A 25,176-nucleotide genomic window follows, 5' to 3' on the forward strand; every position below is an offset into this window, starting at 1 on the left:
GGACCCACTGTAGCCGCCCCGGCGCGGGCGCGGCAGGTGCAGATTGGCCCCAGGCGACCGTATCAGATGGCGTCGGCGGGCGTGCCGATGCCGCGCACGATGTGGTCCAGCAGTTCGCGCGCGGCCGGCGAGATGTGGCGCCCGGCGCGGCTGAGCACGTGCAGGCTGCCCTGGTTGAGGATGGGGTTGGCCAGCGGCAGGCTGGCCAGGCGCATCGCGGCCATGTCGGCGGTGACGGCGATCGGCGGCGTCAGGGCATAACCGATGCCGGTGGCGGCGAACTGCCACAGCGCCTTGAACGACGAGGTGGTCAGCACGTTGCGCAGCCGCACCTGTTCGCTGATCTCGGCGGCCTGGATGTGCTGGCGCACGCCGAAGCCTTCCTGCATCGCGGCGCCGGGGTAGTCGACCAGGTCGGTCAGCAGCAGCGGACGCAGCAGGCGCGTCAAAGGATGCTCCTGGCGCACGATGGCGCGGATCGGCTCGGGGCGCGAATAGTGCGTGCGCAGCCGCGCATCGTTGGGCGGCTGGAACACCAGGCCGATGTAGGCCTGGTCGTCGACGATGCGCTGCACGATTTCCGAGGTGCGGGCCACGTCGATGTCCAGCGTGACTTCCGGGTGACTGCGCCAGTAGCCGGGCAGGACGCGGTCGAACATCAGCTCGACGAAGCCTTCGCCCAGCACCAGGTCGATGTGGCCGCGCTCCGCCTTGCGCAGGCTGTCGATTTCCGAGAAGAAGCTCTCCTGGATGTTCTGCTGGCGCTTCACGTAGCGCGCCAGGATGTGGCCGGCGTCGGTCGGCACCACGCCGCGGCCGCGCCGTTCGAACAGCGCCATGCCGCAGTCGCGCTCCAGCGCGGCGATGGCGCGGCTGACGGCGGATGGGTCCATGTTCAGGACTTCGGCGGCGCCGCGCACCGAGCCGCGGCTCATGACCTGCATGAAGTAATGGGTGCGGCGGGCGTCGAGTTTTTCGTCCATGGGGAAGCTCCGTGGCGCAAAGGCATCGGTTCGGTCCGCAACATATTGAGGGTTTTCCCTTATATATTGCTGGTTCTTGCAAAAAATTCCCTGTCCAGGGGCGTCCGTTGCATTTTACGCAACACATTAGCCCTGGCGCTGTCATGGTTGGCGCGCCGGCCCCCGGGCGAAAATCGCGGCTGCCGCCTGCTCGCGCCGCGAGCCATCCCCCGTACCGGTCGCCGCGCCCGGGGAGTGCGCCACGCACGCGCCGATCAGGACGCTCCAATACCTACTCACGTACTCAGGGGAATCCGATGTCTCATGCCAGCGCCAGCCTGGCCATGCCCGCCATGTCGCTTTCGAGCCGCATCCGCATGCTTGTCGCCATCTTGCTGGTGGTGCTCGTGTCCGAAGCGATCGGCAGCGTCACCTTCGCGGTGGGCCCGGGCAAGATCGTTCTGCAGCCCATGCTCTGGGCCATCTTCATCGGCGCGGTCGTGGCCGCCTTCGGCCAGCGCCTGCCGGCCAACGCGGGTATCGACACCGCCATGCAGACCCGCATCAGCGGCTACCTGCAATACGCGCTGCTGCCGTTCCTGGCCAAGCTGGGCCTGATGGTCGGCGGCTCGCTGCCGCAGGTGCGCGACGCCGGCTGGGCCCTGGTGTTCCAGGAATTCGGCCATTTCTTCGGCACCATGGCCATCGGCCTGCCGCTGGCGCTACTGCTGGGCATCAAGCGCGAAGCCATTGGCGCGACCTTCTCGGTGGGCCGCGAGCCGAGCCTGGCGATCATCGGCGAGCGCTACGGCATGAATTCGCCCGAAGGCCGCGGCGTGATGGCCGAGTACATCACCGGCACCGTGATCGGCGCGCTGTTCGTGGCGCTGATGGCCGGCTTCATCACCAGCCTGAACATCTTCGATCCGCGCTCGCTCGCCATGGGCGCCGGCGTGGGCTCGGGCAGCATGATGGCCGCGGGCGTGGGCGCCATCGCTTCGCAGCAGACGCCGGAAGTGGCGCATCAGGTGGCCGCGCTGGCCGCCGCCGCCAACCTGCTGACCACGGTGGTGGGCGTGTACTTCACGCTGTTCATCTCGCTGCCGACGACCGTATTCCTGTACGGCAAGCTGGAGCCGGTGCTGGGCCGTTTCTCGCGCGGCAAGGCCGACACGGCCGCCGATGCCGCGGCCGCCACCGAGGCGCCGTCGCACGCCGTGAAGATGGGCTTCGGCGACCGCCTGACGGCCTACGCCGTGTGCGGCCTGTTCGCCCTGGTCGGCAATCAGTTCGGCTACAAGGTGCCGATCCTGGACGCGCTGCCCGGCATGCTGATCATCATCCTGCTGGTCGTGATCGCCGACCTGCTGCTGCGCGTGGTGCCCAAGCTGCCCGCCGTGGCGGTGCTGTCGCTGATCGCCATGACCGTGGGTTGCCCCGGCGCGGTGCCGTACTCGGACCAGATCATCGCCGCGGTCAACAAGGTCAACTTCCTGCCGTTCACCACGGTGATCCTGGCGATGGCCGGCCTGTCGATCCTGAAGGACCTGCCGGCCTTCCGCAAGCTGGGCTGGAAGATCGTGGTGGTGTCGCTGGCGGCCAACGCCGGCACCTTCCTGGGCGCGACGATGATCGCCGAGTTCTTCCACTGATCGGACGTCGCCGTCCGGCAAGTGACAAGCCGCCCGTGTGGGCGGCTTTTTTCTTGCCTGGATCGGCGCAGCGGCGCACGTGAGCGTTATCCGAGGCGTTTCTACCCGAGCCTTCGTGTCGCGCGCGGGGGGCCAGGCGCGGATTGCGCCTGCGCGGTTCAATCAAGTGCGCGCGTTGGGCCGGTAGCGGGCTTGGTCGGTCACGTTCTCGGTGGGGCCGATGTTCTCGACCTTGGGGATGCCCAGGCCCGCGGCCTTCATGGCCACGGCGGTCTGCAGTTCCTGCACTTGCGGATTGCCCATGGCCACGCGGTAGGGTTGCAGCGGCGTCAGGCCCTCGATGGTGCCGAGGTCGTTGGAGCTGTCGGCGCGCAGCGCCACCGGATCGGGGCGCGCCGAGAATTCGTCGATGGCGCGGCGCAGGCGGGCGTCCGCGTACAGGTCGCGCAGCTGGTCGACATTGATGGCGGCGGGCGCGGCGGCCGCGAGGGCGACCGCTTTGGATGGGGTGTTGGCGACGACGCGGCTGGTATCGGCGTCGTCGGCCTGCGGCGGGGCCGCGCGGGCGATGCGCTGGGCCTGCCACGCGGCCTGCGCCTGCGCGCTGCGCTGCGCCTGGCGCGTGGCGGCGTTGCGGGCGGCCCATTCGGCTTCCCAGACGGGGCGGGTGTCGTCCAGCAACGGGATGCGCGCGGCATATGGCGGGGCGACGCGGGCGATGGGGGAGACGGCGGTCACGTTCATGCGTGGGCTCCCTGGTTTGTGGGTTCTATCCATTGGTCCGGCGGGGACCTCGGAAGTTCAATATAGACGGCCGTCGGCGCAGCGGTATGTCGATCTGTAAGAAAAAAAAGCCCCTGGCAAGCGCCAGGGGCGAGCGGCGGGCCCAAGGGGGCGCGCCGTACCGGGCGGCCGTTGCGCCTGGAGCCCGGCGGGTTCTCCAGGCCTGGCGGCCGCCCAAACCGGAGCGGGTCAGGCGTGCGGCAGCGTCGCCTGCATCGACGGGCGCTGGTTGAAGGCCTTGAACCATGCGGCGACGGCGGGGTGGCCGGCGCGCCAGTCGAAATCGGGATAGCGGAAGTCCAGATAGCCCAGGGCGCAGCCGACGGTGATGGTGCCGATGTCCAGGCGGCCTTCCAGGCGGGCGGCGGTCTTCTCGAGCAGCGCAAGGCCATCGCGCACCTTGCCCATCTGGCCTTCGTACCAGCCGTCCCAGCGCAGCGGCTCGGGACGCAGCACGGTCTCGTAGCGCGCCAGCAGCGCGGCGCCCAGCATGCCGTCGCCCAGCGATTGCTCGGCCAGCGCGGCCCAGCGGGTGGCGCCGGTGGGGAACAGCGCGCCCTTGCCCAGGTCGTTCAGGTATTCGCAGATGACGCGGCTGTCGAACAGGCGCTGGCCGTCGTCGGTGATCAGCGTCGGTACCTGGCCCAGCGGATTGTCCGGGATGATGTTCTGGTCGCGGGCCACGGGGCCGGCGGCGCTGGGCAGTTTCTCGATGCGGTCGGCCAGGCCCAGTTCGTGGGCGATGACCATGCATTTGCGCACGAAGGGCGAGGCGGGCGAGAAGTAGATCTTCATGGGGTTCCTTGTCAGGGGTGGTGCGTCAGTGTTGGGCACGGGCCAGGTGTTGTCCAGCGACCCAGCCGAAAGTCAGGGCGGGTCCGAGCGTGATGCCGGGCGCGGGATAGGCGCCGCCCATGACGGAATGCATGTCGTTGCCGGCCACATAAAGGCCAGGGATCGGCTGGCCGGCGGCGTCCAGCGCCTGCGCGTTGCCATTGGCGGCGATGCCGCAGGCGGTGCCGATGTCGCCGGCATAGACCTTGACCGCGTAGTACGGACCGGCGCCGAGCGGGGCCAGGCAGGGGTTGGGCTGGTGCTCGGGATCGCCCAGGTAGCGGTTGTAGGCGGTGCTCCCCTTGCCGAAGTCCGGGTCCAGGCCTTGCGCCGCGTATTCGTTGTAGCGCGCGACGGTCGCGTGCAGCGCAGCGGGCGGCACGCCTAGTTTCTGCGCCAGCGCCTCCAGCGTTGTGCCTTGCAGCAGGTAGCCGGCATCGATGAGATGCTGGCGCGGCCGTCCGCCGGGCAGCGCCAGGCCCAGCCCCCACGTATCGATGAAGCGCTGATCGCACAGCAGGAAGGCGGGCATGGTCGGCGCCTGTTCGTGGCTGCGGTACATGGCCTGCACGAAGGCGTGGTACGAAGTCGATTCGTTGACGAAGCGGCGGCCGGCGCCGTTGACGGCGATGAGGCCGGGCTTGGCGCGGTCCCACACCAGGTGGGGATAGTGCAGGCGCTTGCCCCCAGGTTGTTCCAGGATCGAAACCGGGGCCCAGAAGGCGGGACTGGAATGCCCCTGGCCCAGCGCCGCGCCGGCCTCCTCGGCCAGGCGGATGCCGTCGCCGGTATTGTCGCGCGGCGACATCGACCAGTCGTCGGTGGGGTGGGGATAGGTCTGGCGGCGGCGCGTCGAATCCCACGGAAAGCCGCCCGTGGCCATGACCACGCCACGGCGGGCGCGGATGTTGATGCGCCGGCCTTGATGCTCCACGGTGGCGCCCAGCACCGCGCCGTCGGCATCGCGCAGCAGCGCCAGCGCCGGCGTGTTCAGCCAGTACGGCACCTTGCGCGCCAGCATGGCGTGGAACAGTTGGGCGGCCAGCGCGTTGCCCAGCAGCAGACGGGTGCCGCGATGGTAGCCGCGCAGGCGGTCCGCGCCATAGCGCAGCACCAGTTTCATGGCGTGGCGCCATGACGCGAACGCGCGGGTGGCGCGCAGCAGGTGGCGCACGTCGGTGATGTTGACCATCATGCCGCCCAGCACCGTGAATTCCTTGAGCGGATCGCGCAGCGTCTTGAAATGGCGGCCCAGCTTGCGGCCGTCGAACTCCACCGGATCGAGCGAGCGGCCGCCCATGGCGGCGCCGGGCAGATCGGGGTAGTAGTCGGGCGAGGCGGTGCGCGCGGCCACCTGCAGGAAGCCGCGCGCGACCAGGTCATCCATCATGCGCGGGCCGGCGTCCAGATAGGCGCGCTTCATCTCGTCGGAGGCCGCGGCGCCGACGGTTTCCTGCAGATAGGTCCAGACCTTGTCGAAGCTGTCCGGATGGCCGGCGGCCTCGGTCTGCGCGTTCAGCGGTATCCACAGCGCGCCGCCGGAAATGGCGGTCGAGCCGCCGATGCGGTCGGTCTTCTCGATGAGCAATACCTCCAGGCCCGCCACGCTGGCGGTCAGCGCGGCGCTCATGCCGCCCGCGCCCGAGCCGACCACGAGCGCGTCGACTTCCTTGTCCCACTTGATGCTGTCCATGCTGCCTATGCTCCCGACCCGCCGAGCGACTTGCCGCCGTCCACGAAAATCACCTGGCCGGTGATGAAGTCCATTTGCGGCGAGGCCAGGAACGACACCGCGTTGGCCACGTCTCGCGGCTGGCCGGCGCGGCCCGTGGGCTGTAGCGCCAACTGGGCCGCCAGGCGCTCGGGGCTCAGATTGCGCAGCAGCGGGGTGTCGATCAGCCCGGGCGCGATGGCGTTCACCAGGATGCCGCGTGGCGCCAGTTCCATGGCCGAGGCGCGGGTGTAACCCACCAGCGCGGCCTTCGAGGCCACGTAGTGCGGATGGTTGCGCGCGCCCAGGTAGGCGCGCGAGGCGATGTTGACGATCTTGCCGCCGGCGGCCATGTCGCGCGCGGCTTCCTGCGTCAGCGTGGCCACCGCCAGCAGGTTGACGTCGAACATGCGGCAGTAGTCGTCGCTGGAGACGTCGAAGAACTTGCGCTCATCGAACAGGCCGGCGTTGTTGACCAGCGCCGCCAGCGGCGCCAGTTCGCGCACCAGGGCGCGGGTGGCGTGTTCGTCGGCCAGGTCGACCACGCGGTAGTCCACGTCCAGGCCCCGCGCGCGCAGCGCCTGGGTTTCCTGGTCGGCCAGGGCCGCGTTGCGGTCGGCCATGACGACCCGAAAGCCGTCGCGCGCCAGCCGCTCGACGATCGCCAGGCCCATGCCGCTGGCGCCGCCGGTGACCAGCGCGGTGCCGAGGGAGTTGAGGGGTTCCATATCGATTCCTATACGGCCAGGTAGCCGCCGTCCACCGGCAGCACCACGCCATTGACGTAGCTGGCCATGTCCGAGGCCAGGAACAACACCGGGCCGACGATCTCGTCGGCGCGTCCGGCCCGCGCCATGGGCGCGCGCCGCATATACCAGTCGGTGCCGTGGGCCTGGGCGCGCTGGCCGGCGGTCATCTCGGTTTCCATCAGGCCGGGGGCCACGGCGTTGACTCGCACGCCGTGCGGCGCCAGGTCGCGCGCCAGCACTTCGGTGAAGGAGCGGACGCCGCCCTTGGAGACCACGTAGCCGGCGGTCGAGATGCCGCAGCCGTAGGCCACGATCGAGCACAGGTTGACGATGGCGCCGCGGCGGGCCTTGAGCTGTTCGACGAAGGCATGGGTGACGTTGAAGGTGCCCTGCAGGTTCACGTTCATCACGCGTTCCCAGATCTGCGGCGTCTGCGGATCGTCGAACGGCGCCCGCGCCGAGATGCCGGCGTTGTTGACGAGCACGTCGATGGGGCCGTGGCGCGCTTCGCATTCGGCGGCGAAGGCGCGCACCGCGGCGGCGTCGGTCACGTCCAGCGCGGCATCGATGGCGCGGCCGCCCGCGGCCGCGAGGGCCTGGGCGCTGGCGCGCGCCAGGGCGGGGTCGAGGTCGGCCACGATCACGCTGGCGCCTTCGCGGGCGAAGCCCTGCGCGATGGTGGCGCCCAGGCCGCGCCCGGCGCCGGTGACCAGGACTCGCTTGTCTTGCATCATCAGGGTCATGGTGTGTTGGCTCCTAGCCGCCCAGGTAGGCGCGCTGCACGCCTTCGTCGCTGGCCAGCGCGGCCGATGCGCCTTCCAGCGCGATCTCGCCGTTTTCCAGGATGTAGGCGTAGCTGGACACCGACAGCGCCAGCTTCACGTTCTGTTCCACCAGCAGGATGGTGATGCCCTGCTCGCGGTTCAGGCGCAGCACGATGTCGAAGATCTGTTCCACCACCAGCGGCGACAGGCCCATGGAGGGTTCGTCCAGCAGGATCATGCGCGGTCGCGCCATCATGGCGCGACCGGTGGCCAGCATCTGCTGTTCGCCGCCCGACAGGGTGGCGGCCTTCTGCTCGAAGCGCTCGCGCAGCCGCGGGAAGGTGTCGCAGACCATGTCCAGGTCGGCCTTGACCGCCTGGCGGTCCTGGCGCAGGTAGGCGCCCATCTCCAGGTTCTCACGCACGCTCATCTCGCGGAAGATCTCGCGGCCTTCCGGCACCTGCACGATGCCGCGGCCGACGATGGCGTCAGCCGGCTGGCGGTGTATCGCTTCGCCGGCAAAGCGCACGCTGCCCGCGGTGGGCGTCACCAGCCGCGAGATCACGTTGAGCGTGGTGGACTTGCCGGCGCCGTTGGCGCCCAGCAGCGCGACGATGGCGCCTTGCGGCACCTTCAGCGACACATCCTGCAGGGCGCGGATATTGCCGTAGGCGGCGCTGACCGATTCGACTTCAAGCAGGTTCTCAGCCACCGGCGGCTCCCTTGCCCAGATAGGCTTCGATGACACGGGGGTTGCTGCGCACCTCCGCGGGCGTGCCTTCGGCGATCTTCTCGCCGAATGACATGACGGTGATGCGATCCGAGATCGACATCACCAGTTGCATCACGTGCTCGACCAGCAGCACCGTGATGCCGTCGCGTTCGCACAGCTCGGTGAGGATGCGGTCGAGCGTCTCGATCTCGCGGTTGCGCAGGCCGGCGGCGGGCTCGTCCAGCAACAGCAGCTTGGGCGAGATGGCCAGCGCGCGCGCCAGTTCCAGCATCTTCTGGCGGCCGAAGTCCAGGCTGCACGCGGGCGTGTCGAGGAAGTCGGCCAGGCCGACGCGTTCGAGCAGGTGCTCGACGCGTTCGCGCGCCTCGGCATTGGCCGGGCGCAGCAGGCGCGCGGCCGTGCTGGCGCCGTGCGCATAGGTGCCCAGCAGCGCGTTCTCGCGCACCGTCAGCGCGCTGAACAGTTCCAGGTTCTGGAAGGTGCGGGCCACGCCCAGCGCGGCCATTTCGTGCGGCTTCTTCTTCGTGATGTCGACGCCGTCGAACACAATGCGGCCCTGCGTCGGCCGGTAGTAGCGCGAGACGCAGTTGAAGGTGGTGGACTTGCCGGCGCCGTTGGGGCCGATCAGCGCGTGGATGCGGCCGCGCTCGACCTGCATCGACAGGCCGTTGATGGCGGTCAGACCGCCGAACTTCACCGTCAGGCCCTGGACGTCGAGGTAGGGGTGGGCGCTCATGCCGCGCTCCTTTGCGTGGGTTTGGCGGTGGCGCCCTGGGCGCCCCGGCGCGCGGGCAACGGGGCGGCCGGCGGCGGCGCGCGGCGGCGCGCCTCGCGGCTGGCGAACAGGCCCTTGGGCGCGAACATCATGAAGCCCATCAGGATCACGCCGTAGATGATTTCCTGGAACGACAGCGCCTGGCGCAGCAGCTCCGAGATCAGGCCGAAGCCGATGGCGCCGGCGATGGCGCCGCGCACCGAGCCGATGCCGCCCACCACCACCATGGTGAGGATCAGGATGGTGGTCTGGAAGCCCAGGCTTTCCGGGTGGATGAACGAGGCGAAGGTGGTGTACATGCCGCCGGCGATGCCGGCGTAGGCGGCCGACAGCGTGAAGGCGGTGCGCTTGATGGCGTTGACGTTCACCCCCATGGCCTGCGCCGCCACGTCGCTCTCGCGCACGGCGCGAAAAGCCGAGCCTAGCTGCGAGCGCGACAGCGCCACGGTGATCCACAGCAGCAGCGCGGCGATCGCGACCACGAACGGATAGGCCTTGATGTCGGTCACCAGTTCATAGCCGAACAGCGTGGCCGGCGAAATGCGGAAGCCGTTCGAGCCATTGGTCACCGACTGCCAGTTCAGGAACACCCACTGCATCGCTTCGCCGAAGGCGAAGGTCGACAGCGCCAGGTAGATGTCGCGCATGCGCAGCGCCAGGGCGCCGATGACGTAGCCCAGCAGCGCGGCCAGCAGCCCGCCCGCCAGGATCGAGACGAAGAAGGGCGGATGCCAGAGGTTGTTGATCAACCCCGCCGTATAGATGCCGACGCCATAGAACGCGGCATGCGACAGGGCGAACTGTCCGGTCTCGCCGATGACGATGTGCAGGCCCAGGGCCAGCACCACGAACACCATCAGCAGGTTGACGACGTAGATCACATAGCCGCTGGCCATGAACGGCAGGGCCGCCAGCGCCACGGCCATCAGCGCCAGCAGGGCGCGGTCGGTATTGGATTTCATACTTTCTTCACCTGCAGTTTGCCACCCAGCAGGCCTTGCGGACGCAGCAGCAGCACCACCATGATGGCGACGAAGGGCGCCACCACGATGGCGTTGGTCGAAATGAACAGGCCCACCAGGTTCTCGGCCACGCCGATCACGAAACCGCCGACCACCGCGCCGGGCAGGCTGGTGATGCCGCCGATGATGGCGGCCGCGTAGGCCAGGATGGCGATGTGGCCGATGTCCGGCGTGATCAGGATCTTGGGCGTGATGAGCAGCGCGGCCACGGCCGAGATCAGCCCGGACAGCGCCCACACCATCATGCGGATGCGCGTCAGGTTCACGCCCACCAGGCGCGCGGCCTTGGGATTCATGCCGACGGCGCGCATGGCCTTGCCGACACGCGTATAGGTGAACATCCCGTACAGCAGCAGCATCACGCCCACGGCCACGGCGAAGATCACCAGGTCCAGTTGCGTCAGCACGGCGTCGCCGATGAGGATGGCGTCGGTCGTAGCCAGCGGCGGCAGCGAGCGCGGCGTGTCGCCCAGCCCGCTCTGGCGCACCAGCCCTTTAAGGGCGTAGGCCAGGCCCAGCGTGGCGATCACCATCTGCACGCCAACGCCCTTGGAGGCGATGACGCGCTCCATGACGACGCGCTGGAACAGGCCGGAGACCACGGCCACCACGGCCAGCGTCACCGGAATGACCGCCAGGTAGGGCCAGCCCATCACCAGGGTCAGGAACAGGGCGATGTAGCCCCCGACCATGAAGATCTCGCCCTGGGCGAAGTTGGGCACGTCGGTGGTCTTGAAGATAATGACAACGGCGACCGCCAGCAGCGCGTACACGCTGCCCGTCACCAGTCCCGACAGCACCCCCTGCTGCAGGAACAACCAGATATCGGCAAAGCTCATGATGGTCTCCGGCGGTCCGCGCGGCGCTGCGCCGCGGCGCGGACTGGGTGCGCTGTCCCGCAGATGCGCCAGCACGTCGTGCGCACGTATCTACGGGACAGCACACCGGCCTGTGGCGGCGGTTACGGTTGGTACTGCCAGACGCTCTTGAAGGCGCCGGGCACGAGCGACATGTTGGTGCCGTCGAACTTGATGTAGATGGCCGCTTCCTGCGCGGCGCGGTCGTTCGGGCCGAACTCGATCGGGCCGGCCATGACGCCGGAATCGAACTTCATGGTCTCCAGCGCGGCCAGCACCTTCTCGCGGGTGGGCTGCGGGCCGGCGGCCTTGAGCGCATTGACCACCGCCATCGCCGGCGGCAGGCCGTAGGGCATGTAGGTCTGCGGGTGGCCGGGCTTGGCGGCCAGGTCCGGATAGGCCTGCTTGTACATGTCGTAGACCCAGGTCAGCTTGGGCCCGCCGGGCATGTCGCTCAGCACTTCCTGGATGTAGACATTCTTGAAGGCGTCCTTGTTGCCGACGTTCTCCACCAGTTGCTTCAGGTCGGCGGTGCCGTTGACGGCCAGCACGATGGGCTTGTTCCAGCCCAGTTCCTGCGCCTTCTTGATGATCAGCGCGGCGGGGCGGGCATAGGTCGTCAGCAGCAGCACGTCCGGGTTGGCGGCGCGGATCTTGAGCATCGGCGCGGTGACGTCGGTGATGTTGGGATTGACCGATTGCACCTGCAGGTTCACGTTGCCCAACTGCTTGGCCTGGGCCTGCGCGGCTTCCAGGTTCCAGCCGCCGTAGGCGTCGTCGTGGTTGATGTAGCCGATCTTGGCGGCCTTCAGGTGCTCGTTGGCGAACTGCACCATCGAGCCGCCCACGGCGTGCTGCGAGATCGAGAACGCGCCGTAGATGTATTTGGACGGCGGATACAGCGCGCCGTCGCCCGAGGCGTTGAGCATGACCAGCGGCACCTTCTCGCGCTCGACGTATTCGCGCGCGGCCACCACGGCGGCCGAGCATGAGCCGCCGTTCAGCAGGAACACCTTGTCCTGCTCGGTCAGCTTCTTGACCGCCGCCACCAGGTCGTTGGCGTTGCAGCGGTCGTCCTCGATCACCAGTTCGATCTGGCGGCCGTGGACGCCGCCTTCCTTGTTGACCTTGGCGTACCACATCTTGGCGGCGTTCAGCACGTCAAAGCCATAGGCCATGCCGCTGCCCGAGAGGGGCGCGAACAGGCCGATGCGGATGGTCTTGTCGGTGATGCCGGGTTCCTGCTGGGCCTGGGCGGAGGCGCCCAGGGCAAGGGCGCATAGCGCGGCGGCCGCGTGGCGGCGAAGAGGCTTCATGGTTTGTCTCCCGTTTTTTGAGTGCGCGCCTTTATCCATGGCGCGTTGCTGCGTGGCGGCTAGGCCGCCGGATTGGGTTCACGGCACAGTGTTCATTGCATGCGGTAGCCGCCGTTCACGTCGATGACGCTGCCGGTGATGTAGCCCGCTTCTTCCGAGGCCAGGAAACGCACGGCGGCGGCGACGTCGTCCACCGTGCCGATGCGGCCCAGCGGAATCGCCTGCGCCGCGGCGGCCAGCGCACCGCTGCTGGTGACGGTGCTGCGCAGCATGTCGGTGTCGATCAGCCCCGGCGCGATGCCGTTGACGGTGATGCCCAGGTGCGCGGACTCGCGCGCCATGGCCTTGGTCAGGCCCAGCACGGCGGATTTGGCGGCGATGTACGAGGCGCTGGAGCGATAGCCGCCCAACTGCGCGGCGACCGAGGTGAAGGTGACGATGCGGCCATGCTGGAGCGGCGCGGCTTCGCGCCGGCGCAGGTAGGCGCGGCCGCACAGGAACACGCCGCGCGCGTTGACGGCGAAGCTGCGTTCCCAGATGTCGAGCGTGGTGTCCTTGATCAGCGGGCGTTCGCCGTTGGCCTGGAACAGCAGCAGGCCGGCGGCGCTGACCAGCACGGCGATGGGGCCGTGAGCCTGCTCGATCTGGTCGAACGCCGTTTCGACGGCGCTTTCGTCGCTGACGTCGAAGGCATGGGCGCTGTGCGGCGCGCCGAGTTCGTCGGCCACGCGACGGGCGCGCTGGGCGTCCACGTCCGACACCACCACGCGGTAGCCGGCGCGGGCCAGCTCCTGGCAGATGGTGGCGCCGATGCCGCCGCCGCCGCCGGTGACGAGCGCGAGCCGCGGGGCCGGGCCCGCGGCCGGCGTGGATACATTGGACATGCTGTCTCCTGTGAGGCGGATTCGCCTGCCTTGGGAGGGGCGCCCGCTGATCTGAATTTTTGGCGATTATGTATACATGATGGGATGGCAGGTATAGGGGGTTTCCCGCATCTACCGATGAGATTTGATTGTTCTCATTGGGGAAAGCCCTAGCGCGGTGGTAAGGGGCGGTGTCGCATGTATTCTTCATGTATACAATGCAGGCATGGATACGCTATCTCAACACGTGACCGATACGCTGCGGGACTGGGTGCTGCATGGCAAGTTCAGCCCCGGGGCCCGCCTGGAGGAAATCCCGCTGGCCGAGAAACTGGGGGTGTCGCGCACGCCGGTGCGGGCGGCCCTGGCGACGCTGGGCAACGAGGGGTTGCTGGAGCACCTGCCCAAGCGCGGCTACACCGTGCGGGCCTATGACCTGGCCGAGATCGTGGCGGCCTATGAGGTGCGCGCGGCGCTCGAGGGCCTGGCCTGTCGGCAGGCGGCACTGCGCGGTTTATCGAATGACGCCGTGGCGGTGCTGAAGAACTGCCTGGACGAAGGCGATCGCATTCTCGGCAAGGGCGTGCTGCTGGCGGAGGATCATCTGCCGTACCAGCAGGTCAACATCACCTTGCACAACGGGATCCTGGAGGCGGCGGGCAATCCGTGGGTGAAGCGGTTCGCGACGCAGGCGCAGGCGATTCCGTATGCGTCGGATCGGATCATCCTGTGGGAGGATCATGGGATCATTCTGCGGTCGCATGATGATCATCATCGGATCGTCAATGCCATTATTGCGCGGGATGGGGCGCGGGCTGAGGATCTGATGCGGGAGCATGTCTACTATGCGGGGATCATTCTCAAGAGTAATTATGAGAGGTTGGCGCAGGCCTATCGGGTTTGAGGGGGCTGGCGGTTGGGTTCTTTAGCCGCGGGAGCCGGGGCAGGCGGGGGATGGCGGGGCTACGATTGCGGTCCGGAGCCTTCGCTCCGGACTGCCCCTTCCTCATCTTCGTCACAGCCTTCGGCTGTTCCTTCAGATTCCGTCGGGCGCATCTACACGCCCCGCCATCCCCCGCCTGCCCCGGCTCCCGCTTTTGATGAGACTTAACGGCCGGGCTTTGGGGCGAGTCGTGTGCTTGGCGTTTTTGCCAGCGATCGGGGGTAGGGGAAGGTCTTGCGGGGTCGCCAAAGGCGGCCGCGCGGGCGGCCTTCTTTGGCGTTTGGGTGTGTTGCGTCGGCGGGATGACGCTGCGCGCTCGGGGTGGCGCTGGCGTTGGCCGTGATGTTGTGGCTGCGCTGTGATGGCCAGGGGCGATTGGGGCGCGTGAGTGGCGCGCTTGTCGCGGTTGCATGGCGCGGATGCGACGCACGCCTGCACGCCGGCGGCCGGCTTGGGCTGCGCTATTTGTGACGGGATGTGGCGGCGCTGCCTGCGCGCGGCGGCCGAGCCGCCGCGTTTGGGGAGCGATCAGCCGGGCAGGCCGGTTTCCAGGCAGGGACTGAATTCGCCGGTGGCGGGGTCGCGCAGGAACAGGACGCCGGTGGCGACGCCGAAGTAGGTGCCGTGCAGCTCCAGGTCGCCGCTTTCGACGCGGCGGCGGATGGAGGGGAAGGTCATCAGGTTGTTCAGGCTGTGGCCGATGACGGCGAGTTCGAGGCGCTTGAGGTTGGCGGCGCGGTCGTCGCCGCCGGGGCCGAGTTCTTCGGCGACGGGCGCGATCTGGGACATCCACTTGCCGATGAAGTCGCCCTTGGTGAGCGGCTTGGCGTCGTCGAAGAAGGCGCGGATGCCGCCGCAGGAGGCGTGGCCGAGGACGACGATGTGTTTGACGTTCAGGCCGTTGACGGCGAACTCGATCGCGGCGCTGGTGCCGTGGTACGAGGATTCGGAATCGGGATCACAGGGCGGGACCAGGTTGGCGACGTTGCGCACGACGAACATTTCGCCGGGGCCGGCGTCGAAGATCGCTTCGGGCGAGACGCGCGAGTCGCAACAGCCGATGATCAGGATTTCCGGGCTTTGCCCAGTTTCGGCCAGCTTTTCGTAGCGGCTGCGTTCGGAATGGAAACGGCCGGCGAGAAAGGACTGATAGCCTTCGGTGAGTCTTTTGGGAAACATGATCTTTTCACTTCCTTGGTAACGAGGCCGGGCATGCCGGCGTGCCGGCAGACGCAACAAGGGGCTTCGTGTGGAAGCCCCTTTTGTCGAGTCGGCTGCGGAATTTTCCCACAATTGGCCTGACGCCGGCTTGACTAAACCCTATCCAGATAAGGGTTTTTTTGCCGGAGCAATCCGTTGGGCAAGTAAGCGCAGCGTGGAAAGCGCACGTCCGTCGCGCAAGAAAAGCCGTCCGGCCGCCCGGCCGCCCGAAGGCCGGACAGCCCCCTCGGGGGGCAGCAAGCGCGCAGCGCGCAGCGTGGGGGCCAACCATTCATCGGGCGCGGATGTCCAGGGCGGTGACCTTGGCGAATCGGAGCGGCGTGATGGCGCGAATGGTCTTGATCTGGCCCGGCGCCAGGGGGCCGATGTCGTCATCGCGCACCCGGCCGATCTCGCGGCCCTGGTCGTCGTAGAGGACGAAAGTCAGCATCACGTAGTTGACGGCGCGGGTGGACTGATTGGCGAGCAAACCGGTGATGGTGGACTGGTTTTCGTTGGTGTCGCGGACGGCCTGGATATTGCCGAGCGTGACGCCGTACAGGCTTTGCGCGTTGGCGGCGCCGGTCAGGCCGGCCAGCAATGCGAGGATGGCGAGGGCGGATTTCATGGCGGTCTCCTGTTGCCCGGCTGCCGGGGCGTCCCGGTCGCGGTCTTTGGCGTCGCGTGTCGGGGCATGCATCTATCTCACACCTTTCCCGACCCGGGCACAACGGCCCAAAGGGATGAATGGGTAACAGGTTGCTGGGGATAGCCGCAGATTCCGCCCTGGATGCCACAAGTGCATCGGAATGTCTCCAACTTGCGGGCGTTTCAGGCGATTTGGGTGGAATCTCGGCGCGGCGGCGCGGGTGGGCGGTGCACGGTTTTCGGAGGAAAAATGGCCGTCGCCGGGACGGTCTGGTACCACCTTTCTGTAAGCTGAATGATCGCGGCGGCGTTAGCATTTGTTGTCCTTTCGGCGCTTGCGGAGCATGCGGCTTTGTCCGATGATGACCACGCCGGCAACTTGGCCGGCGGATCTTGCGGCCCGGGCGCGCGCCAGGATGGCGCCGGCGGGCGATCAAGGGAGGAACTCATGCTTTCTCGTACTAGCCAATTGGCTTCGGCCATCGTGTTGTCCGCCTGCTTCCTGGGCGCCGTCCACGCCCAGACGCCGGCCGCCACGCCCGCGCCCGCCAAGACCCCCGCGCCCGCCGCCACGCCGGCAGCCAAGACGCCGACCCCGCAGCAGCAGCGCATGGCCGATTGCAACAAGTCGGCCGAAGGCAAGAAGGGCGACGAGCGCAAGACGTACATGAGCGCCTGCCTGAAGGGCGAGGCGCCGCCGCCCGCCAAGCAGTTGACGCCGCAGCAGCAGAAGATGAAGGACTGCAACGCCAAGGCCGGCGAACAGAAGCTGACCGGCGACAAGCGCAAGACCTTCATGAGCACCTGCCTGAAGGGCTGAACGCGGCGTTGATTCCGCGCAGGTGAAAAGCGCCGGCCGTTGAACGGACCGGCGCTTTTTTCTGCGCGTCGCAAGCAGGGCGTGATCGGTTGCCGTGGGCCAGGATCGCGGCACGGTCGTGGACGGCCCTGCCTGCCAGGCGGGCCTCCCGGCCGCGCCCGGCGCGACCCGAGGCGCGTCGCCTACACCGTCGCGATCGGCGTGACCGGCGAGCCGATCGCGTGCGGCAGGCGCAGCGGCGGGGCGGTCAGCATGAAGCGGTGGCGGCCGTTGGCATGCAGCCAGTCGGCCAGGTCCTTCAGGTACCACAGCTCGGCCAGCGGCAGGCCCAGCTTGAACAGGCAGTGATGGTGCAGCGGCAGCATGGCGCGCGGGCCGGTTTTCTCGCGCGCGGGATAGGCTTCCACGGCGTAGTTGTCGGCGCAGATGGCGGCGATGCCGCTGTCGGTGATCCACTGCAGCAGCGCGGCGTCGGTGCCGTCGAGCGCGGCGCCGTAGGTGTGCAGCACTTCGGCGTCGGGCTTGCCGGCCATGGCGACCACGGCTTCGGCGTAGCCGGTGCGCAGCACCAGCATGTCGCCGGGCTCGATCTCGATGCCGTCCGTCTTCAGCACGTGCTGGATCTCGGCGTGGCCGACCAGGGTGCGGCCGGGGCCGTAGTGGCGCGCCAGGTCCAGCAGCACACCGCGGCCCTGCATGCCTTTCTGCGCCAGGTTCTCGACGCCGAGCTTCAGCGCGGCCGAGGGGCCACCGCTGTTGCAGCCGCAGCCGGTGTGGTCGCCGTCGGCCGGGCCGACGACGTCGACGCCGGCCTGGTAGCCGTTGTAGTAGCGCAGCTCGGGCTGGCCGTCGCCGTCGGCGTCGAACAGCGCGCCGACGTGCGCCAGCGCGTCCCATTGCGTCGAGTACTGCATCGACAGCAGCACCTGGTCGTCGCTCAGCACGTCGACCGCGTCCGGGTTGACGTTGCGCAGCGGGAAGTTCAGGTAGGGCGTGTCGGCCAGCCGGGTCGGGCTCAACTGCGGCGGATGGCGCCGCGGGTTGAGCACGTTGCCGCCGGGCAGGTCCAGCGGCAGCGACAGGCAGAAGGTCTTGCCGGCGCGGATTTCACGCGCGCCTTTCAGGACCTGTTCTTCGGTGATGAGATTGAGGCGGCCGAGTTGGTCGTCGGGTCCGAAGTCGCCCCAGTTGGAGCCTTCGGGCCGATGGGTCCAGCGCTGCATGGCTTACTCCGCGAGGAAGTCGACCACCGCGCGGGTGAAGGCTTCCGGTTGTTCCCAGTTGGAGATGTGGGAGGTGTTCAGTTCGAGGTAGCGCGCGCCGCTGATGGCGGCGGCCAGTTCCTGGCCCTGCGCGGGCGTGGCGGCCAGGTCGTGGGTGCTGCTGATGACCAGCGTCGGCGCCTTGATGGCCGACACCTGTTCGCGGAAGTCGGCGTCGCGCAGCGCGGCGCAGTTGCCCGAGTAGCCGGCGTCGGGGGTGCGGCGCAGCATATCGACCAGCACTTGCGACAGGCCCGGCTCGGCGGCGCGGTAACCGTCGGTGAGCCAGCGCTCGACCAGGGTCGGGGCCATCTTTTCCAGCGTCTGTTCGGCCACGGCGGCGATGCGGGCGCTCCAGCCTTCGGCCGAGCCGATGCGCGCGGCGGTATTGCACAGGATCAGCTTGCCGATCAGCTCGGGCCGGTTCAGCGCCAGCCACAGGCCGGTGGGGCCGCCCATCGACAGGCCGCAGAAGTGGGCGCGCTGGATGTTCAGATGCGCCAGCAGTTCGGCGACGTCGTTGCCCAGTTGCGCGAACGTGTATTCGCCGTCGGGGACCGAGGACTTGCCGTGGCCGCGGGTGTCGTAGCGCAGCACGCGAAAGTGCTTGCTCAGCGCGGGAACCTGGCGCGCCCACATGTCGGCGTTGGTGCCCAGCGAATTGGAGAGCACCAGCACCGGCGCGTCGGCGGGGCCATCGATGACGTAGAACAGCCGTGCCTGGCTGAGATCGGCGTAAGACATGCGGAAAATCCTCGGGGAATGAAAGCGCGGCCACCCGGAGGCGGCCGCGTGGCGATTACAGATAGCAGGTGCCGTCGACGTAGGCCTTGCGCCAGCGCGTGATGGTCACGTGCTGGAACAACTGCGCCTGGGCGAACGGATCGGCGTCGATGAACTGCTGCGCGGCCTCGCGCGTGTCCAGGTCGACGATGTACAGGCCGCCGCCCAGGTCCTTGCCGTCATCCTGCAGCTTGGCGCCGCAGGCCAGCAGCAGATGCTTGTTGGCGTCCAGGTATTCCAGGTGCGCGGCGCGATGCTGCTGGCGCACGGCCTGGTGGTCGGGCTTGTCGAAGGTTTCGATGATGTAGGGCATGGGCGGCTCCGTTCAGATCGCCGAGGGATGGCGCGCCAGCGCCGTCACCTGGATGTCCATGTAGGGGAACAGCGGCAGCGACGACAGCAGCGCGTGCAGCTCGTCGTTGTCCTGCACGTCGAAGATGCTGACGTTGGCGTAGCGGCCGACGACGCGCCACAGGCTCTTCCACTTGCCGTCGCGTTGCAGTTGCTGCGCCAGGGCCTTTTCGTCGGCCTTGAGCTTGTCGGCCTGGGCGGCCGGCATGTCGACGGGCAGGTTGACCTGCATTTGAACCATGAACAACATGATGAGTGTCTCCAGGAAATCGGCCCCGGCGTTGCCGGGGCGCGGGGGGAATGATCAGTTGGAAAACTTCAGCGGCAGGCCGGTCAGGCGCAGCAGGTCGTCGGCGGTGGTTTCGCCGAACATGTCGATCACCGTGACGCCGTCGGCGCGGATGTCGAACACGGCCACGTCGGTGTACACGCGCGACACGCAGCGCACGCCGGTCAGCGGATAGGTGCAGGCGTCGACCAGCTTGCTCTGGCCTTCGCGGGTCTGCAGTTCCATCATGACGAAGACGTCCTTGGCGCCGATGGCCAGGTCCATCGCGCCGCCCACGGCCGGGATGGCGTCGGGCGCGCCGGTGTGCCAGTTGGCCAGGTCGCCGTGCTGCGACACCTGGAAGGCGCCCAGCACGCAGATGTCCAGGTGGCCGCCGCGCATCATCGCGAACGAGTCGGCGTGATGGAAGAACGAGCAGCCGGGCAGTTCGGTGACGGGCTGCTTGCCGGCGTTGATCAGGTCGTAGTCTTCTTCGCCCTTGGCCGGCGCGGGGCCCATGCCCAGCATGCCGTTCTCGGTGTGCAGGATGACTTCGCGGTCGGCCGGCAGGTGGTTGGCCACCAGCGTGGGCAGGCCGATGCCGAGGTTGACGTAGGCGCCCTCAGGAATGTCCTGGGCGACGCGGGCGGCGATCTGGTCGCGGGTCAGTTTGGTGCTCATTGCTGCTCCTTGGCGGCCTGGGCGGCGTCGATCTGCACGACGCGCTGCACGAAGATGCCGGGGGTGACGACGGTTTCCGGATCGAGGGCGCCCAGTTCGACGACTTCGCGCACCTGCGCCACGGCCACGCGCGCGGCGCTGGCCATGATGGGGCCGAAGTTGCGCGCGGTCTTGCGGTACACCAGGTTGCCCCAGCGGTCGCCGCGCTCGGCCTTGATGAGCGCGTAGTCGGCGTGCAGCGGATATTCCAGCACGTATTGGCGGCCGTTGATCTCGCGGGTTTCCTTGCCGTCGGCCAACGGGGTGCCGTAGCCGGTGGGCGAGTAGAACGCGCCGATGCCGGCGCCGGCGGCGCGGATGCGCTCGGCCAGGTTGCCCTGGGGCACCAGTTCGAGCTCGATCTTGCCGCTGCGGTACAGGCCGTCGAAGATCTGCGAGTCCACCTGGCGCGGGAACGAGCAGATGATCTTGCGCACGCGGTTGGCGCCCAGCAGGGCGGCCAGGCCGGTGGTGCCGTTGCCGGCGTTGTTGTTGATGATGACCAGGTCCTTGGCGCCTTGCTCGAGCAGGGCGTCGATCAGTTCCATGGGCTGGCCGGCGGTGCCGAAGCCGCCGATCATGACGGTGGCGCCGTCGGGGACGTCGGCGAGGGCGGCCGCCGCGCTTGCAACAAGCTTAGAAATCATGGTGTTCGCTCATAGGTGGCGTGTCATAATTTGTTCTTAATTAGAACTTTCGTTCTTCTGAAGAACATCGTTTCATGGGGATGGTCGACCGTCAAGGCAAGCCGGCGCGGCCCGATCCTCCCCGTCCAGGGTTGCCGGCAGCGGCAACGTTTTTTCTCGCGGTAGACGGATGGCCGAGCAAGCAACCCAGCAACCCAGCGACAGCTACGTTCAATCTTTTGCGCGCGGCCTGTCCGTGATCCGGGCGTTCGGCCCGGATCGTTCCCAGATGACGCTGTCCGAGGTCGCGGCCGTGACCGGCCTGACCCGCGCCGGCGCGCGTCGCATCCTGCTGACGCTGGAGCACCTGGGCTACGTCACGGTCGAGGACCGCAAGTTCGCGCTGACCCCGCGCATCCTCGAACTGGGCTACGCCTACCTGTCGGGCACGCCGCTGTGGAACCTGGCGCTGCCCTACATGGAAGAAGTGGCCGAGCAGACGCGCGAGTCGTGCTCGGTGTCGGTGCTGGAAGGCGCCGACATCGTCTACATCCTGCGTCTGTCGACGCACAAGGTCATGACCATCAACCTGGCCGTGGGCAGCCGCCTGCCGGCCTGGGTGACGTCGATGGGCCGCGTGCTGCTGGCGGGCCTGCCCGCGGCCGAACTGGACCGGGTGCTGGCCATGAGCCAGATCCAGGCCTACACCAAGGACACCGTGACCGACATCGGCGCGCTCAAGGCCATCCTGGCCGGTGTGCGCGCCGACGGCTACGCCTGCGTGGCGCAGGAACTGGAACCGGGCCTGCAATCCGTGGCGGTGCCGATCGTCGACCGCAGCGGCCGCGTGATCGCCGCGATGAACGTCAGCGGCCATGCCAACCGCTTCTCGCGCGAGGAAATGCTGGCGACCTTCCTGCCGCCGCTGCGCCACGCCGCCGACCAGATCAACCACGCGCTGCTGCGCCGCTAGGCGGCGCGGGCGGGGGGAGTCGGGCAGGCGGGCGGACATGGCGGCCGGTCTCAGATCGGGGCGACGCCCAGCGTCGTGCCGCCGCAGACATACAGCATCTGGCCTGTGACGAAGCCGTTGTCGGGCGACAGGAAGAACATGGCGGCGCGCGCCACGTCCTCGGGCGTGCCCAGGCGCTTGACCACGATGCTGTTGATGATGCGTTCGGTCTGCGGCGCGCCGGCCGGATTGCTCTTGGTGAACAGGTCGGTGGCGATGGGGCCGGGGCCGATGGCGTTGACGGTGATGCCGTCGCCGCCCAGTTCCATCGCAAGCGTGCGCGTCAGGCCGACCAGGCCGGCCTTGGTGGCCGAATAGACCACGCGGTCCGGCTTGCCCAGCGCGGCGCGCGACGACATGTTGACGATGCGGCCGAAGCCGGCCGCGCGCATCGCCGGCAGCGCGGCCTGCACCAGGATCAGCGCGGTGCGCAGATGCAGGTTGACCACGTAGTCCAGGTCGGCCAGGGTGGCCGTGTCGGCGGTGCCCGGGCGCGTGGCGCCGGCGTTGTTGACCAGGCCGACGATGTCGTAGGCCGCGGTCACTTCGGCGGCCACTTCCTTGGTGCGCGCCTCGTCGGTCAGGTCGGCCTGGTACGACACCAGCCCGGCCGGCGGATGCTCGGGCAGGCGGTAGTCGATGTTGACCACCTTGTGCCCGGCATCCAGCAGCATGCGGACGATGGCGGCGCCGATCCCGGCGCTGCCGCCGGTCACCAGATACGCGGTAGGTTTGCTCATCTCAGCTCCCAATTCAGTTCTCAATCGCGACGTCCTCAAGAACACCGCCTCTCAACATTCCATCTGCCTCCCCATCGAGGACACCGCCAGATCCGGCTCTGCCGGTCTGCAGGTGTCGCCCCCTGGGGGGCGCGCGCAGCGCGTACGGGGGGGGCCCTCTCAATGGGTCAGATAGCCCCAGGCCAGGACGGCGGTGATGTGGATCACGCCGACCCACAGCATCATGATGACCGTATAGCCCATCACGTCGCGCAGCTTGAGCTTGGACAGCGCCAGCGCCGGCAGGATCCAGAAGGGCTGCACCAGGTCGTTCCAGGCGTTGCCCAGCATCACGGCCATGGTGGTCTGGTTGAGCGCGCTGCCGATCTCGCGGGCGGCGTCGATCATGAACGGGCCCTGGATGACCCAGTGGCCGCCGGCCGAGGGCGCGAAGAAGTTGATGACGAACGAGCTGATCAGGCCCCAGAACGGCAGCGAGGCCGGGGTGGCGACGTCCACGAACACCTTGGAGATGGTGGTCACCAGGCCCGAGGCGGCCATGATGGCCATGATGCCGGCGTAGAACGGGTATTGCAGGATGATGCCCGAGATCGTCTTGATGCCTTCGGTCAGCTTGGCCACGTAGGCGGCCGGCGTGCCCAGCAGGATGATGCCCAGGAACAGGATGATGAAGTTGATCAGGTTCAGGTCGAGCGAGCCGCCGTCGATGAAGTGGAAGGCGACGTAGGCCACGCCGAGCGCGCCGATCAGCAGGCTGAGGATGCGGCTGTTGTTCAGCTTGGAGGCGAGGGTGCCTTTCTCCAGCATGTCTTCGGCCGCATTGGACGCGTTGGCGTCGCGGTCGATGGCCGGATCCACTTCGACGATCTTCTCGCCTTTCTTCGGGTGCAGCCAGGCGTTCAGCAGCGGCAGCGTCACGATGATCACCAGGCTGGTGATCAGCATCGGCACCGAGAAGATGGTTTCCGTCAGCGGGATGATGCCCATCTGCTTGGCGGTCGGGTGGCCGGGGGTGGCCACCAGCACGGGGATGCTGGCCGACAGGCCCAGGCCGTACATGGTGAAACCGCTGTAGGCCGCGGCGATGATCAGCGGGTAGTGCACGCCCTTGACCTTCAGCGCCAGCTTCTTGGCGACGATGCCGCCGATGACCAGGCCGAAGCCCCAGTTCAGGTAGCTGCCGATGCCGCCCACCAGCGTGGCGACGATGATGGCGGTGTGCGGCTTGTGCACGTGGCTGACGATGCGGTTGAGCAGGCGGTCGGTCAGCGGCGCGGTGGCCAGCACGTAGCCCATGGCCAGGATCACGGCCATCTGGGTGGTGAACGCCAGCAGGCTCCAGAAGCCCTTGCCCCAGGCGCGGGTCACGTCGCCGATGCCCTGGCCTTCGATGCCCATGGCCAGCAGCACGGTGAGCAGGGTCAGCGCGATCGCGAAGACAAAGGGATCGGGCAGATACTTGCGCATCAGCTCAGTGAAAAAAGATGCCAATTTATTCATGGTGCCTCCTACGAACTCCGGTAAGGCGTATTGCTCTTGTGTCTTGCGCCGCCGTGCGCCGGATGTTGGCGCTTGGCGGATGGGACGGTCGGTTTCTTTGTGTGGTTGGGCTCGTGGCCCGCTGGCGCGTCGGAGGGATCGCCGCGCGCCTTATGGTGTAGGTATTCGGTCTTGCGCTTGCCGCGTCAGGAATCGCCGGCCTTGGCGTTGAGCCACGCGGCCAGCTCGCCCAGCGCCGCGCTTTTCTCGCGCAGCACCTGTTCGCGGCGCTCGGGGCTCCAGGCGTAGAAACCCTGGCCGCTCTTGGCGCCGAGCTGGCCGTTTTCCACCTTGCTCTTGAGCAGGTCGGACGGCTCGGTGCGGTTTTCCAGGTCTTTGTAGAGATAGCTGGCAATGGCGTAGTGGACGTCGATGCCGTTCATGTCGCGCTGTTCCAGCGGACCGGACAGCGCCAGGCGGATGCCCAGGCTCCACTTGACCACTTCGTCGATGTCCTCGGCGCTGGCCACGCCCTTTTCCAGCAGCGAGATGGCCTCGCGCGCCAGGGCGTGCTGGATGCGGTTGGCGATGAAGCCGGGAATGTCCTGGCGCACCAGCACCGGGCGCTTGCCGCCCAGGCGCAGCGTCGCCATGACGCGCGCCACGGTGTCTTCCGAGGTGGCGTCGTTGCGCACCACTTCGACCAGCGGGATGACGTCGGCGGGGGTGAAGAAGTGCGTGCCGACGAAGCGGTCGCGGCGCGTGACAGCACTGGCGATGGCATTGATCGACAGGCCCGAGGTGTTGGTGGCGAAGATCGCTTCGTGCTTGCACAGCGTGTCGAGCTGGGCGAACAGGCCGCGCTTGAGTTCCAGGTTCTCGGGCACCGCCTCGATGACGAGGTCACAGGCGGCGGCCGCGTCCAGGCCGGGCGCCATGCGGATGCGTTGCATCACGGCGGCGACCTGGCCGGGGGCGTAGACATTCAACTGGCGTTCGATGACGGCGCGGGCGCGATCCAGGGCGCCTTCCATCGGATCGACCAGGACCACGTCCAATCCCTTCGAGGCGAAGAGCGCGGCGATGCCGCTGCCCATGGCGCCGGCGCCGATGACGGCCAGGTTCTGCAGGGGAGTATCCATGAGGGTTCGCTTGCCTTACAGGGCGCGCGCGGCGGGCGGCACAGGCGGAACCAGGGAACTGCGATCTGTCTCTTCCGTCGGTGTCTTCCTGTGCGCGGGCCAGAAAAATCGTTGTGTTCTATATACGAACATTTGTGCGTATATAGAATTTCTGACGAAGA

27 protein-coding genes are annotated in these 25,176 nt (G+C 67.9%); 4 read left to right on the plus strand and 23 right to left on the minus strand.

Going from position 1 to position 25,176, the window contains the following annotated elements:
* Positions 1–62: 62 nt before the first annotated feature.
* Positions 63–983: a LysR family transcriptional regulator gene (locus HV783_RS06865; protein ID WP_175188850.1), complete on the minus strand. Its 921-nt coding sequence runs from the start codon at positions 981–983 to the stop codon at positions 63–65.
* 296 nt (positions 984–1,279) lie between these two features.
* Here HV783_RS06865 and HV783_RS06870 point away from each other — a divergent pair, with 296 nt between their 5' ends.
* Positions 1,280–2,614 carry a DUF3100 domain-containing protein gene (locus HV783_RS06870; protein WP_175188851.1) on the plus strand — a complete coding sequence of 445 codons (1,335 nt, stop codon included), beginning with the start codon at positions 1,280–1,282 and terminating at the stop codon, positions 2,612–2,614.
* A 162-nt stretch (positions 2,615–2,776) separates the two neighbouring features.
* Here HV783_RS06870 and HV783_RS06875 read toward each other — a convergent pair whose 3' ends face one another.
* The 11 genes from HV783_RS06875 to HV783_RS06925 all read right to left on the minus strand — a co-directional run bounded on the left by HV783_RS06875 (position 2,777) and on the right by HV783_RS06925 (position 13,042).
* Positions 2,777–3,358 carry a hypothetical protein gene (locus HV783_RS06875; protein ID WP_175188852.1) on the minus strand — a complete coding sequence of 194 codons (582 nt, stop codon included), beginning with the start codon at positions 3,356–3,358 and terminating at the stop codon, positions 2,777–2,779.
* A 228-nt stretch (positions 3,359–3,586) separates the two neighbouring features.
* The gene (locus tag HV783_RS06880) at positions 3,587–4,192 is read right to left on the minus strand and encodes a glutathione S-transferase (RefSeq protein WP_006390017.1); all 606 of its coding nucleotides are present in this window, start codon (positions 4,190–4,192) and stop codon (positions 3,587–3,589) included.
* A gap of 25 nt (positions 4,193–4,217) precedes the next feature.
* Positions 4,218–5,924, minus strand: coding sequence for an FAD-dependent oxidoreductase (locus HV783_RS06885; RefSeq protein WP_175188853.1), 1,707 nt, complete (start codon positions 5,922–5,924; stop codon positions 4,218–4,220).
* A 5-nt stretch (positions 5,925–5,929) separates the two neighbouring features.
* Positions 5,930–6,670: an SDR family NAD(P)-dependent oxidoreductase gene (locus tag HV783_RS06890; RefSeq protein ID WP_175188854.1), complete on the minus strand. Its 741-nt coding sequence runs from the start codon at positions 6,668–6,670 to the stop codon at positions 5,930–5,932.
* Between the two features lie 8 nt (positions 6,671–6,678).
* Positions 6,679–7,434, minus strand: coding sequence for an SDR family NAD(P)-dependent oxidoreductase (locus HV783_RS06895; protein ID WP_175188855.1), 756 nt, complete (start codon positions 7,432–7,434; stop codon positions 6,679–6,681).
* A gap of 13 nt (positions 7,435–7,447) precedes the next feature.
* Positions 7,448–8,167, minus strand: coding sequence for an ABC transporter ATP-binding protein (locus HV783_RS06900; protein ID WP_020926086.1), 720 nt, complete (start codon positions 8,165–8,167; stop codon positions 7,448–7,450).
* The gene (locus HV783_RS06905) at positions 8,160–8,924 is read right to left on the minus strand and encodes an ABC transporter ATP-binding protein (RefSeq protein ID WP_047992028.1); all 765 of its coding nucleotides are present in this window, start codon (positions 8,922–8,924) and stop codon (positions 8,160–8,162) included. The genes HV783_RS06900 and HV783_RS06905 overlap by 8 nt, the downstream gene beginning before the upstream one ends.
* A complete protein-coding gene (locus HV783_RS06910; RefSeq protein WP_175188856.1) occupies positions 8,921–9,925 on the minus strand; it encodes a branched-chain amino acid ABC transporter permease in 1,005 nt (334 codons plus the stop codon). Before HV783_RS06910 ends, HV783_RS06905 begins: the two co-directional genes overlap by 4 nt.
* Positions 9,922–10,824: a branched-chain amino acid ABC transporter permease gene (locus HV783_RS06915; protein ID WP_175188857.1), complete on the minus strand. Its 903-nt coding sequence runs from the start codon at positions 10,822–10,824 to the stop codon at positions 9,922–9,924. Before HV783_RS06915 ends, HV783_RS06910 begins: the two co-directional genes overlap by 4 nt.
* Before the next feature lie 122 nt (positions 10,825–10,946).
* Positions 10,947–12,158: an ABC transporter substrate-binding protein gene (locus HV783_RS06920; protein WP_064527310.1), complete on the minus strand. Its 1,212-nt coding sequence runs from the start codon at positions 12,156–12,158 to the stop codon at positions 10,947–10,949.
* Positions 12,159–12,250: 92 nt separating this feature from the next.
* Positions 12,251–13,042: an SDR family NAD(P)-dependent oxidoreductase gene (locus tag HV783_RS06925; protein WP_054417917.1), complete on the minus strand. Its 792-nt coding sequence runs from the start codon at positions 13,040–13,042 to the stop codon at positions 12,251–12,253.
* Positions 13,043–13,268: 226 nt separating this feature from the next.
* Between HV783_RS06925 and HV783_RS06930 the strand changes: the two genes are divergently transcribed.
* On the plus strand, positions 13,269–13,925 hold the full coding sequence (locus HV783_RS06930; RefSeq protein ID WP_231133035.1) for a GntR family transcriptional regulator: 657 nt from the start codon (positions 13,269–13,271) through the stop codon (positions 13,923–13,925).
* Positions 13,926–14,492: 567 nt separating this feature from the next.
* On the opposite strand, the gene HV783_RS06935 is transcribed toward HV783_RS06930, so the two are convergent.
* A complete protein-coding gene (locus HV783_RS06935; RefSeq protein ID WP_049076615.1) occupies positions 14,493–15,143 on the minus strand; it encodes a carbonic anhydrase in 651 nt (216 codons plus the stop codon).
* 313 nt (positions 15,144–15,456) lie between these two features.
* The gene (locus tag HV783_RS06940) at positions 15,457–15,792 is read right to left on the minus strand and encodes an FxLYD domain-containing protein (protein ID WP_054500488.1); all 336 of its coding nucleotides are present in this window, start codon (positions 15,790–15,792) and stop codon (positions 15,457–15,459) included.
* A gap of 468 nt (positions 15,793–16,260) precedes the next feature.
* On the opposite strand from HV783_RS06940, the gene HV783_RS06945 reads away from it, so the two are divergent.
* Positions 16,261–16,632, plus strand: coding sequence for a PsiF family protein (locus tag HV783_RS06945; protein WP_054500489.1), 372 nt, complete (start codon positions 16,261–16,263; stop codon positions 16,630–16,632).
* Between the two features lie 182 nt (positions 16,633–16,814).
* Here HV783_RS06945 and HV783_RS06950 read toward each other — a convergent pair whose 3' ends face one another.
* The 6 genes from HV783_RS06950 to HV783_RS06975 are packed head-to-tail and all read right to left on the minus strand — an operon-like array spanning position 16,815 to position 20,663.
* Entirely contained in the window at positions 16,815–17,855 is a 1,041-nt protein-coding gene (locus HV783_RS06950) for a cyclase family protein (RefSeq protein ID WP_064527348.1), read from the minus strand.
* A 3-nt stretch (positions 17,856–17,858) separates the two neighbouring features.
* Positions 17,859–18,638: a 3-oxoadipate enol-lactonase gene (pcaD, locus tag HV783_RS06955; protein WP_100504958.1), complete on the minus strand. Its 780-nt coding sequence runs from the start codon at positions 18,636–18,638 to the stop codon at positions 17,859–17,861.
* A 55-nt stretch (positions 18,639–18,693) separates the two neighbouring features.
* Positions 18,694–18,990, minus strand: coding sequence for a YciI family protein (locus HV783_RS06960; protein ID WP_175166995.1), 297 nt, complete (start codon positions 18,988–18,990; stop codon positions 18,694–18,696).
* A gap of 12 nt (positions 18,991–19,002) precedes the next feature.
* A complete protein-coding gene (gene catC / locus HV783_RS06965) occupies positions 19,003–19,278 on the minus strand; it encodes a muconolactone Delta-isomerase (protein ID WP_020926098.1) in 276 nt (91 codons plus the stop codon).
* Positions 19,279–19,332: 54 nt separating this feature from the next.
* The gene (locus tag HV783_RS06970; RefSeq protein WP_049076598.1) at positions 19,333–19,977 is read right to left on the minus strand and encodes a 3-oxoacid CoA-transferase subunit B; all 645 of its coding nucleotides are present in this window, start codon (positions 19,975–19,977) and stop codon (positions 19,333–19,335) included.
* Complete coding sequence (locus HV783_RS06975) at positions 19,974–20,663, minus strand: 3-oxoacid CoA-transferase subunit A (protein ID WP_006390038.1); 690 nt, start codon at positions 20,661–20,663, stop codon at positions 19,974–19,976. Before HV783_RS06975 ends, HV783_RS06970 begins: the two co-directional genes overlap by 4 nt.
* A gap of 169 nt (positions 20,664–20,832) precedes the next feature.
* Between HV783_RS06975 and HV783_RS06980 the strand changes: the two genes are divergently transcribed.
* Complete coding sequence (locus HV783_RS06980; protein WP_020926101.1) at positions 20,833–21,615, plus strand: IclR family transcriptional regulator; 783 nt, start codon at positions 20,833–20,835, stop codon at positions 21,613–21,615.
* 50 nt (positions 21,616–21,665) lie between these two features.
* Here HV783_RS06980 and HV783_RS06985 read toward each other — a convergent pair whose 3' ends face one another.
* From HV783_RS06985 to HV783_RS06995, 3 genes are all read right to left on the minus strand, one after another.
* On the minus strand, positions 21,666–22,394 hold the full coding sequence (locus HV783_RS06985) for an SDR family NAD(P)-dependent oxidoreductase (protein ID WP_024070575.1): 729 nt from the start codon (positions 22,392–22,394) through the stop codon (positions 21,666–21,668).
* Between the two features lie 159 nt (positions 22,395–22,553).
* The gene (locus HV783_RS06990) at positions 22,554–23,894 is read right to left on the minus strand and encodes a short-chain fatty acid transporter (protein ID WP_049076597.1); all 1,341 of its coding nucleotides are present in this window, start codon (positions 23,892–23,894) and stop codon (positions 22,554–22,556) included.
* Between the two features lie 185 nt (positions 23,895–24,079).
* On the minus strand, positions 24,080–25,015 hold the full coding sequence (locus tag HV783_RS06995; protein WP_175188858.1) for a 3-hydroxyacyl-CoA dehydrogenase family protein: 936 nt from the start codon (positions 25,013–25,015) through the stop codon (positions 24,080–24,082).
* Between the last annotated feature and the right edge of the window lie 161 nt (positions 25,016–25,176).

The organism is Achromobacter dolens, assembly GCF_902859745.1.
Lineage (GTDB): Bacteria > Pseudomonadota > Gammaproteobacteria > Burkholderiales > Burkholderiaceae_B > Achromobacter > Achromobacter dolens.

Bases quoted from the DNA above. Each gene is read 5' to 3' on its own strand.
- HV783_RS06865 (WP_175188850.1), bottom strand. From the start codon at position 983: ATGGACGAAAAACTCGACGCCCGCCGCACCCATTACTTCATGCAGGTC.
- HV783_RS06870 (WP_175188851.1), top strand. From the start codon at position 1,280: ATGTCTCATGCCAGCGCCAGCCTGGCCATGCCCGCCATGTCGCTTTCG.
- HV783_RS06875 (WP_175188852.1), bottom strand. From the start codon at position 3,358: ATGAACGTGACCGCCGTCTCCCCCATCGCCCGCGTCGCCCCGCCATAT.
- HV783_RS06880 (WP_006390017.1), bottom strand. From the start codon at position 4,192: ATGAAGATCTACTTCTCGCCCGCCTCGCCCTTCGTGCGCAAATGCATG.
- HV783_RS06885 (WP_175188853.1), bottom strand. From the start codon at position 5,924: ATGGACAGCATCAAGTGGGACAAGGAAGTCGACGCGCTCGTGGTCGGC.
- HV783_RS06890 (WP_175188854.1), bottom strand. From the start codon at position 6,670: ATGGAACCCCTCAACTCCCTCGGCACCGCGCTGGTCACCGGCGGCGCC.
- HV783_RS06895 (WP_175188855.1), bottom strand. From the start codon at position 7,434: ATGACCCTGATGATGCAAGACAAGCGAGTCCTGGTCACCGGCGCCGGG.
- HV783_RS06905 (WP_047992028.1), bottom strand. From the start codon at position 8,924: ATGAGCGCCCACCCCTACCTCGACGTCCAGGGCCTGACGGTGAAGTTC.
- HV783_RS06910 (WP_175188856.1), bottom strand. From the start codon at position 9,925: ATGAAATCCAATACCGACCGCGCCCTGCTGGCGCTGATGGCCGTGGCG.
- HV783_RS06915 (WP_175188857.1), bottom strand. From the start codon at position 10,824: ATGAGCTTTGCCGATATCTGGTTGTTCCTGCAGCAGGGGGTGCTGTCG.
- HV783_RS06920 (WP_064527310.1), bottom strand. From the start codon at position 12,158: ATGAAGCCTCTTCGCCGCCACGCGGCCGCCGCGCTATGCGCCCTTGCC.
- HV783_RS06925 (WP_054417917.1), bottom strand. From the start codon at position 13,042: ATGTCCAATGTATCCACGCCGGCCGCGGGCCCGGCCCCGCGGCTCGCG.
- HV783_RS06935 (WP_049076615.1), bottom strand. From the start codon at position 15,143: ATGTTTCCCAAAAGACTCACCGAAGGCTATCAGTCCTTTCTCGCCGGC.
- HV783_RS06940 (WP_054500488.1), bottom strand. From the start codon at position 15,792: ATGAAATCCGCCCTCGCCATCCTCGCATTGCTGGCCGGCCTGACCGGC.
- HV783_RS06945 (WP_054500489.1), top strand. From the start codon at position 16,261: ATGCTTTCTCGTACTAGCCAATTGGCTTCGGCCATCGTGTTGTCCGCC.
- HV783_RS06950 (WP_064527348.1), bottom strand. From the start codon at position 17,855: ATGCAGCGCTGGACCCATCGGCCCGAAGGCTCCAACTGGGGCGACTTC.
- pcaD (WP_100504958.1), bottom strand. From the start codon at position 18,638: ATGTCTTACGCCGATCTCAGCCAGGCACGGCTGTTCTACGTCATCGAT.
- HV783_RS06960 (WP_175166995.1), bottom strand. From the start codon at position 18,990: ATGCCCTACATCATCGAAACCTTCGACAAGCCCGACCACCAGGCCGTG.
- catC (WP_020926098.1), bottom strand. From the start codon at position 19,278: ATGTTGTTCATGGTTCAAATGCAGGTCAACCTGCCCGTCGACATGCCG.
- HV783_RS06970 (WP_049076598.1), bottom strand. From the start codon at position 19,977: ATGAGCACCAAACTGACCCGCGACCAGATCGCCGCCCGCGTCGCCCAG.
- HV783_RS06975 (WP_006390038.1), bottom strand. From the start codon at position 20,663: ATGATTTCTAAGCTTGTTGCAAGCGCGGCGGCCGCCCTCGCCGACGTC.
- HV783_RS06980 (WP_020926101.1), top strand. From the start codon at position 20,833: ATGGCCGAGCAAGCAACCCAGCAACCCAGCGACAGCTACGTTCAATCT.
- HV783_RS06985 (WP_024070575.1), bottom strand. From the start codon at position 22,394: ATGAGCAAACCTACCGCGTATCTGGTGACCGGCGGCAGCGCCGGGATC.
- HV783_RS06990 (WP_049076597.1), bottom strand. From the start codon at position 23,894: ATGAATAAATTGGCATCTTTTTTCACTGAGCTGATGCGCAAGTATCTG.
- HV783_RS06995 (WP_175188858.1), bottom strand. From the start codon at position 25,015: ATGGATACTCCCCTGCAGAACCTGGCCGTCATCGGCGCCGGCGCCATG.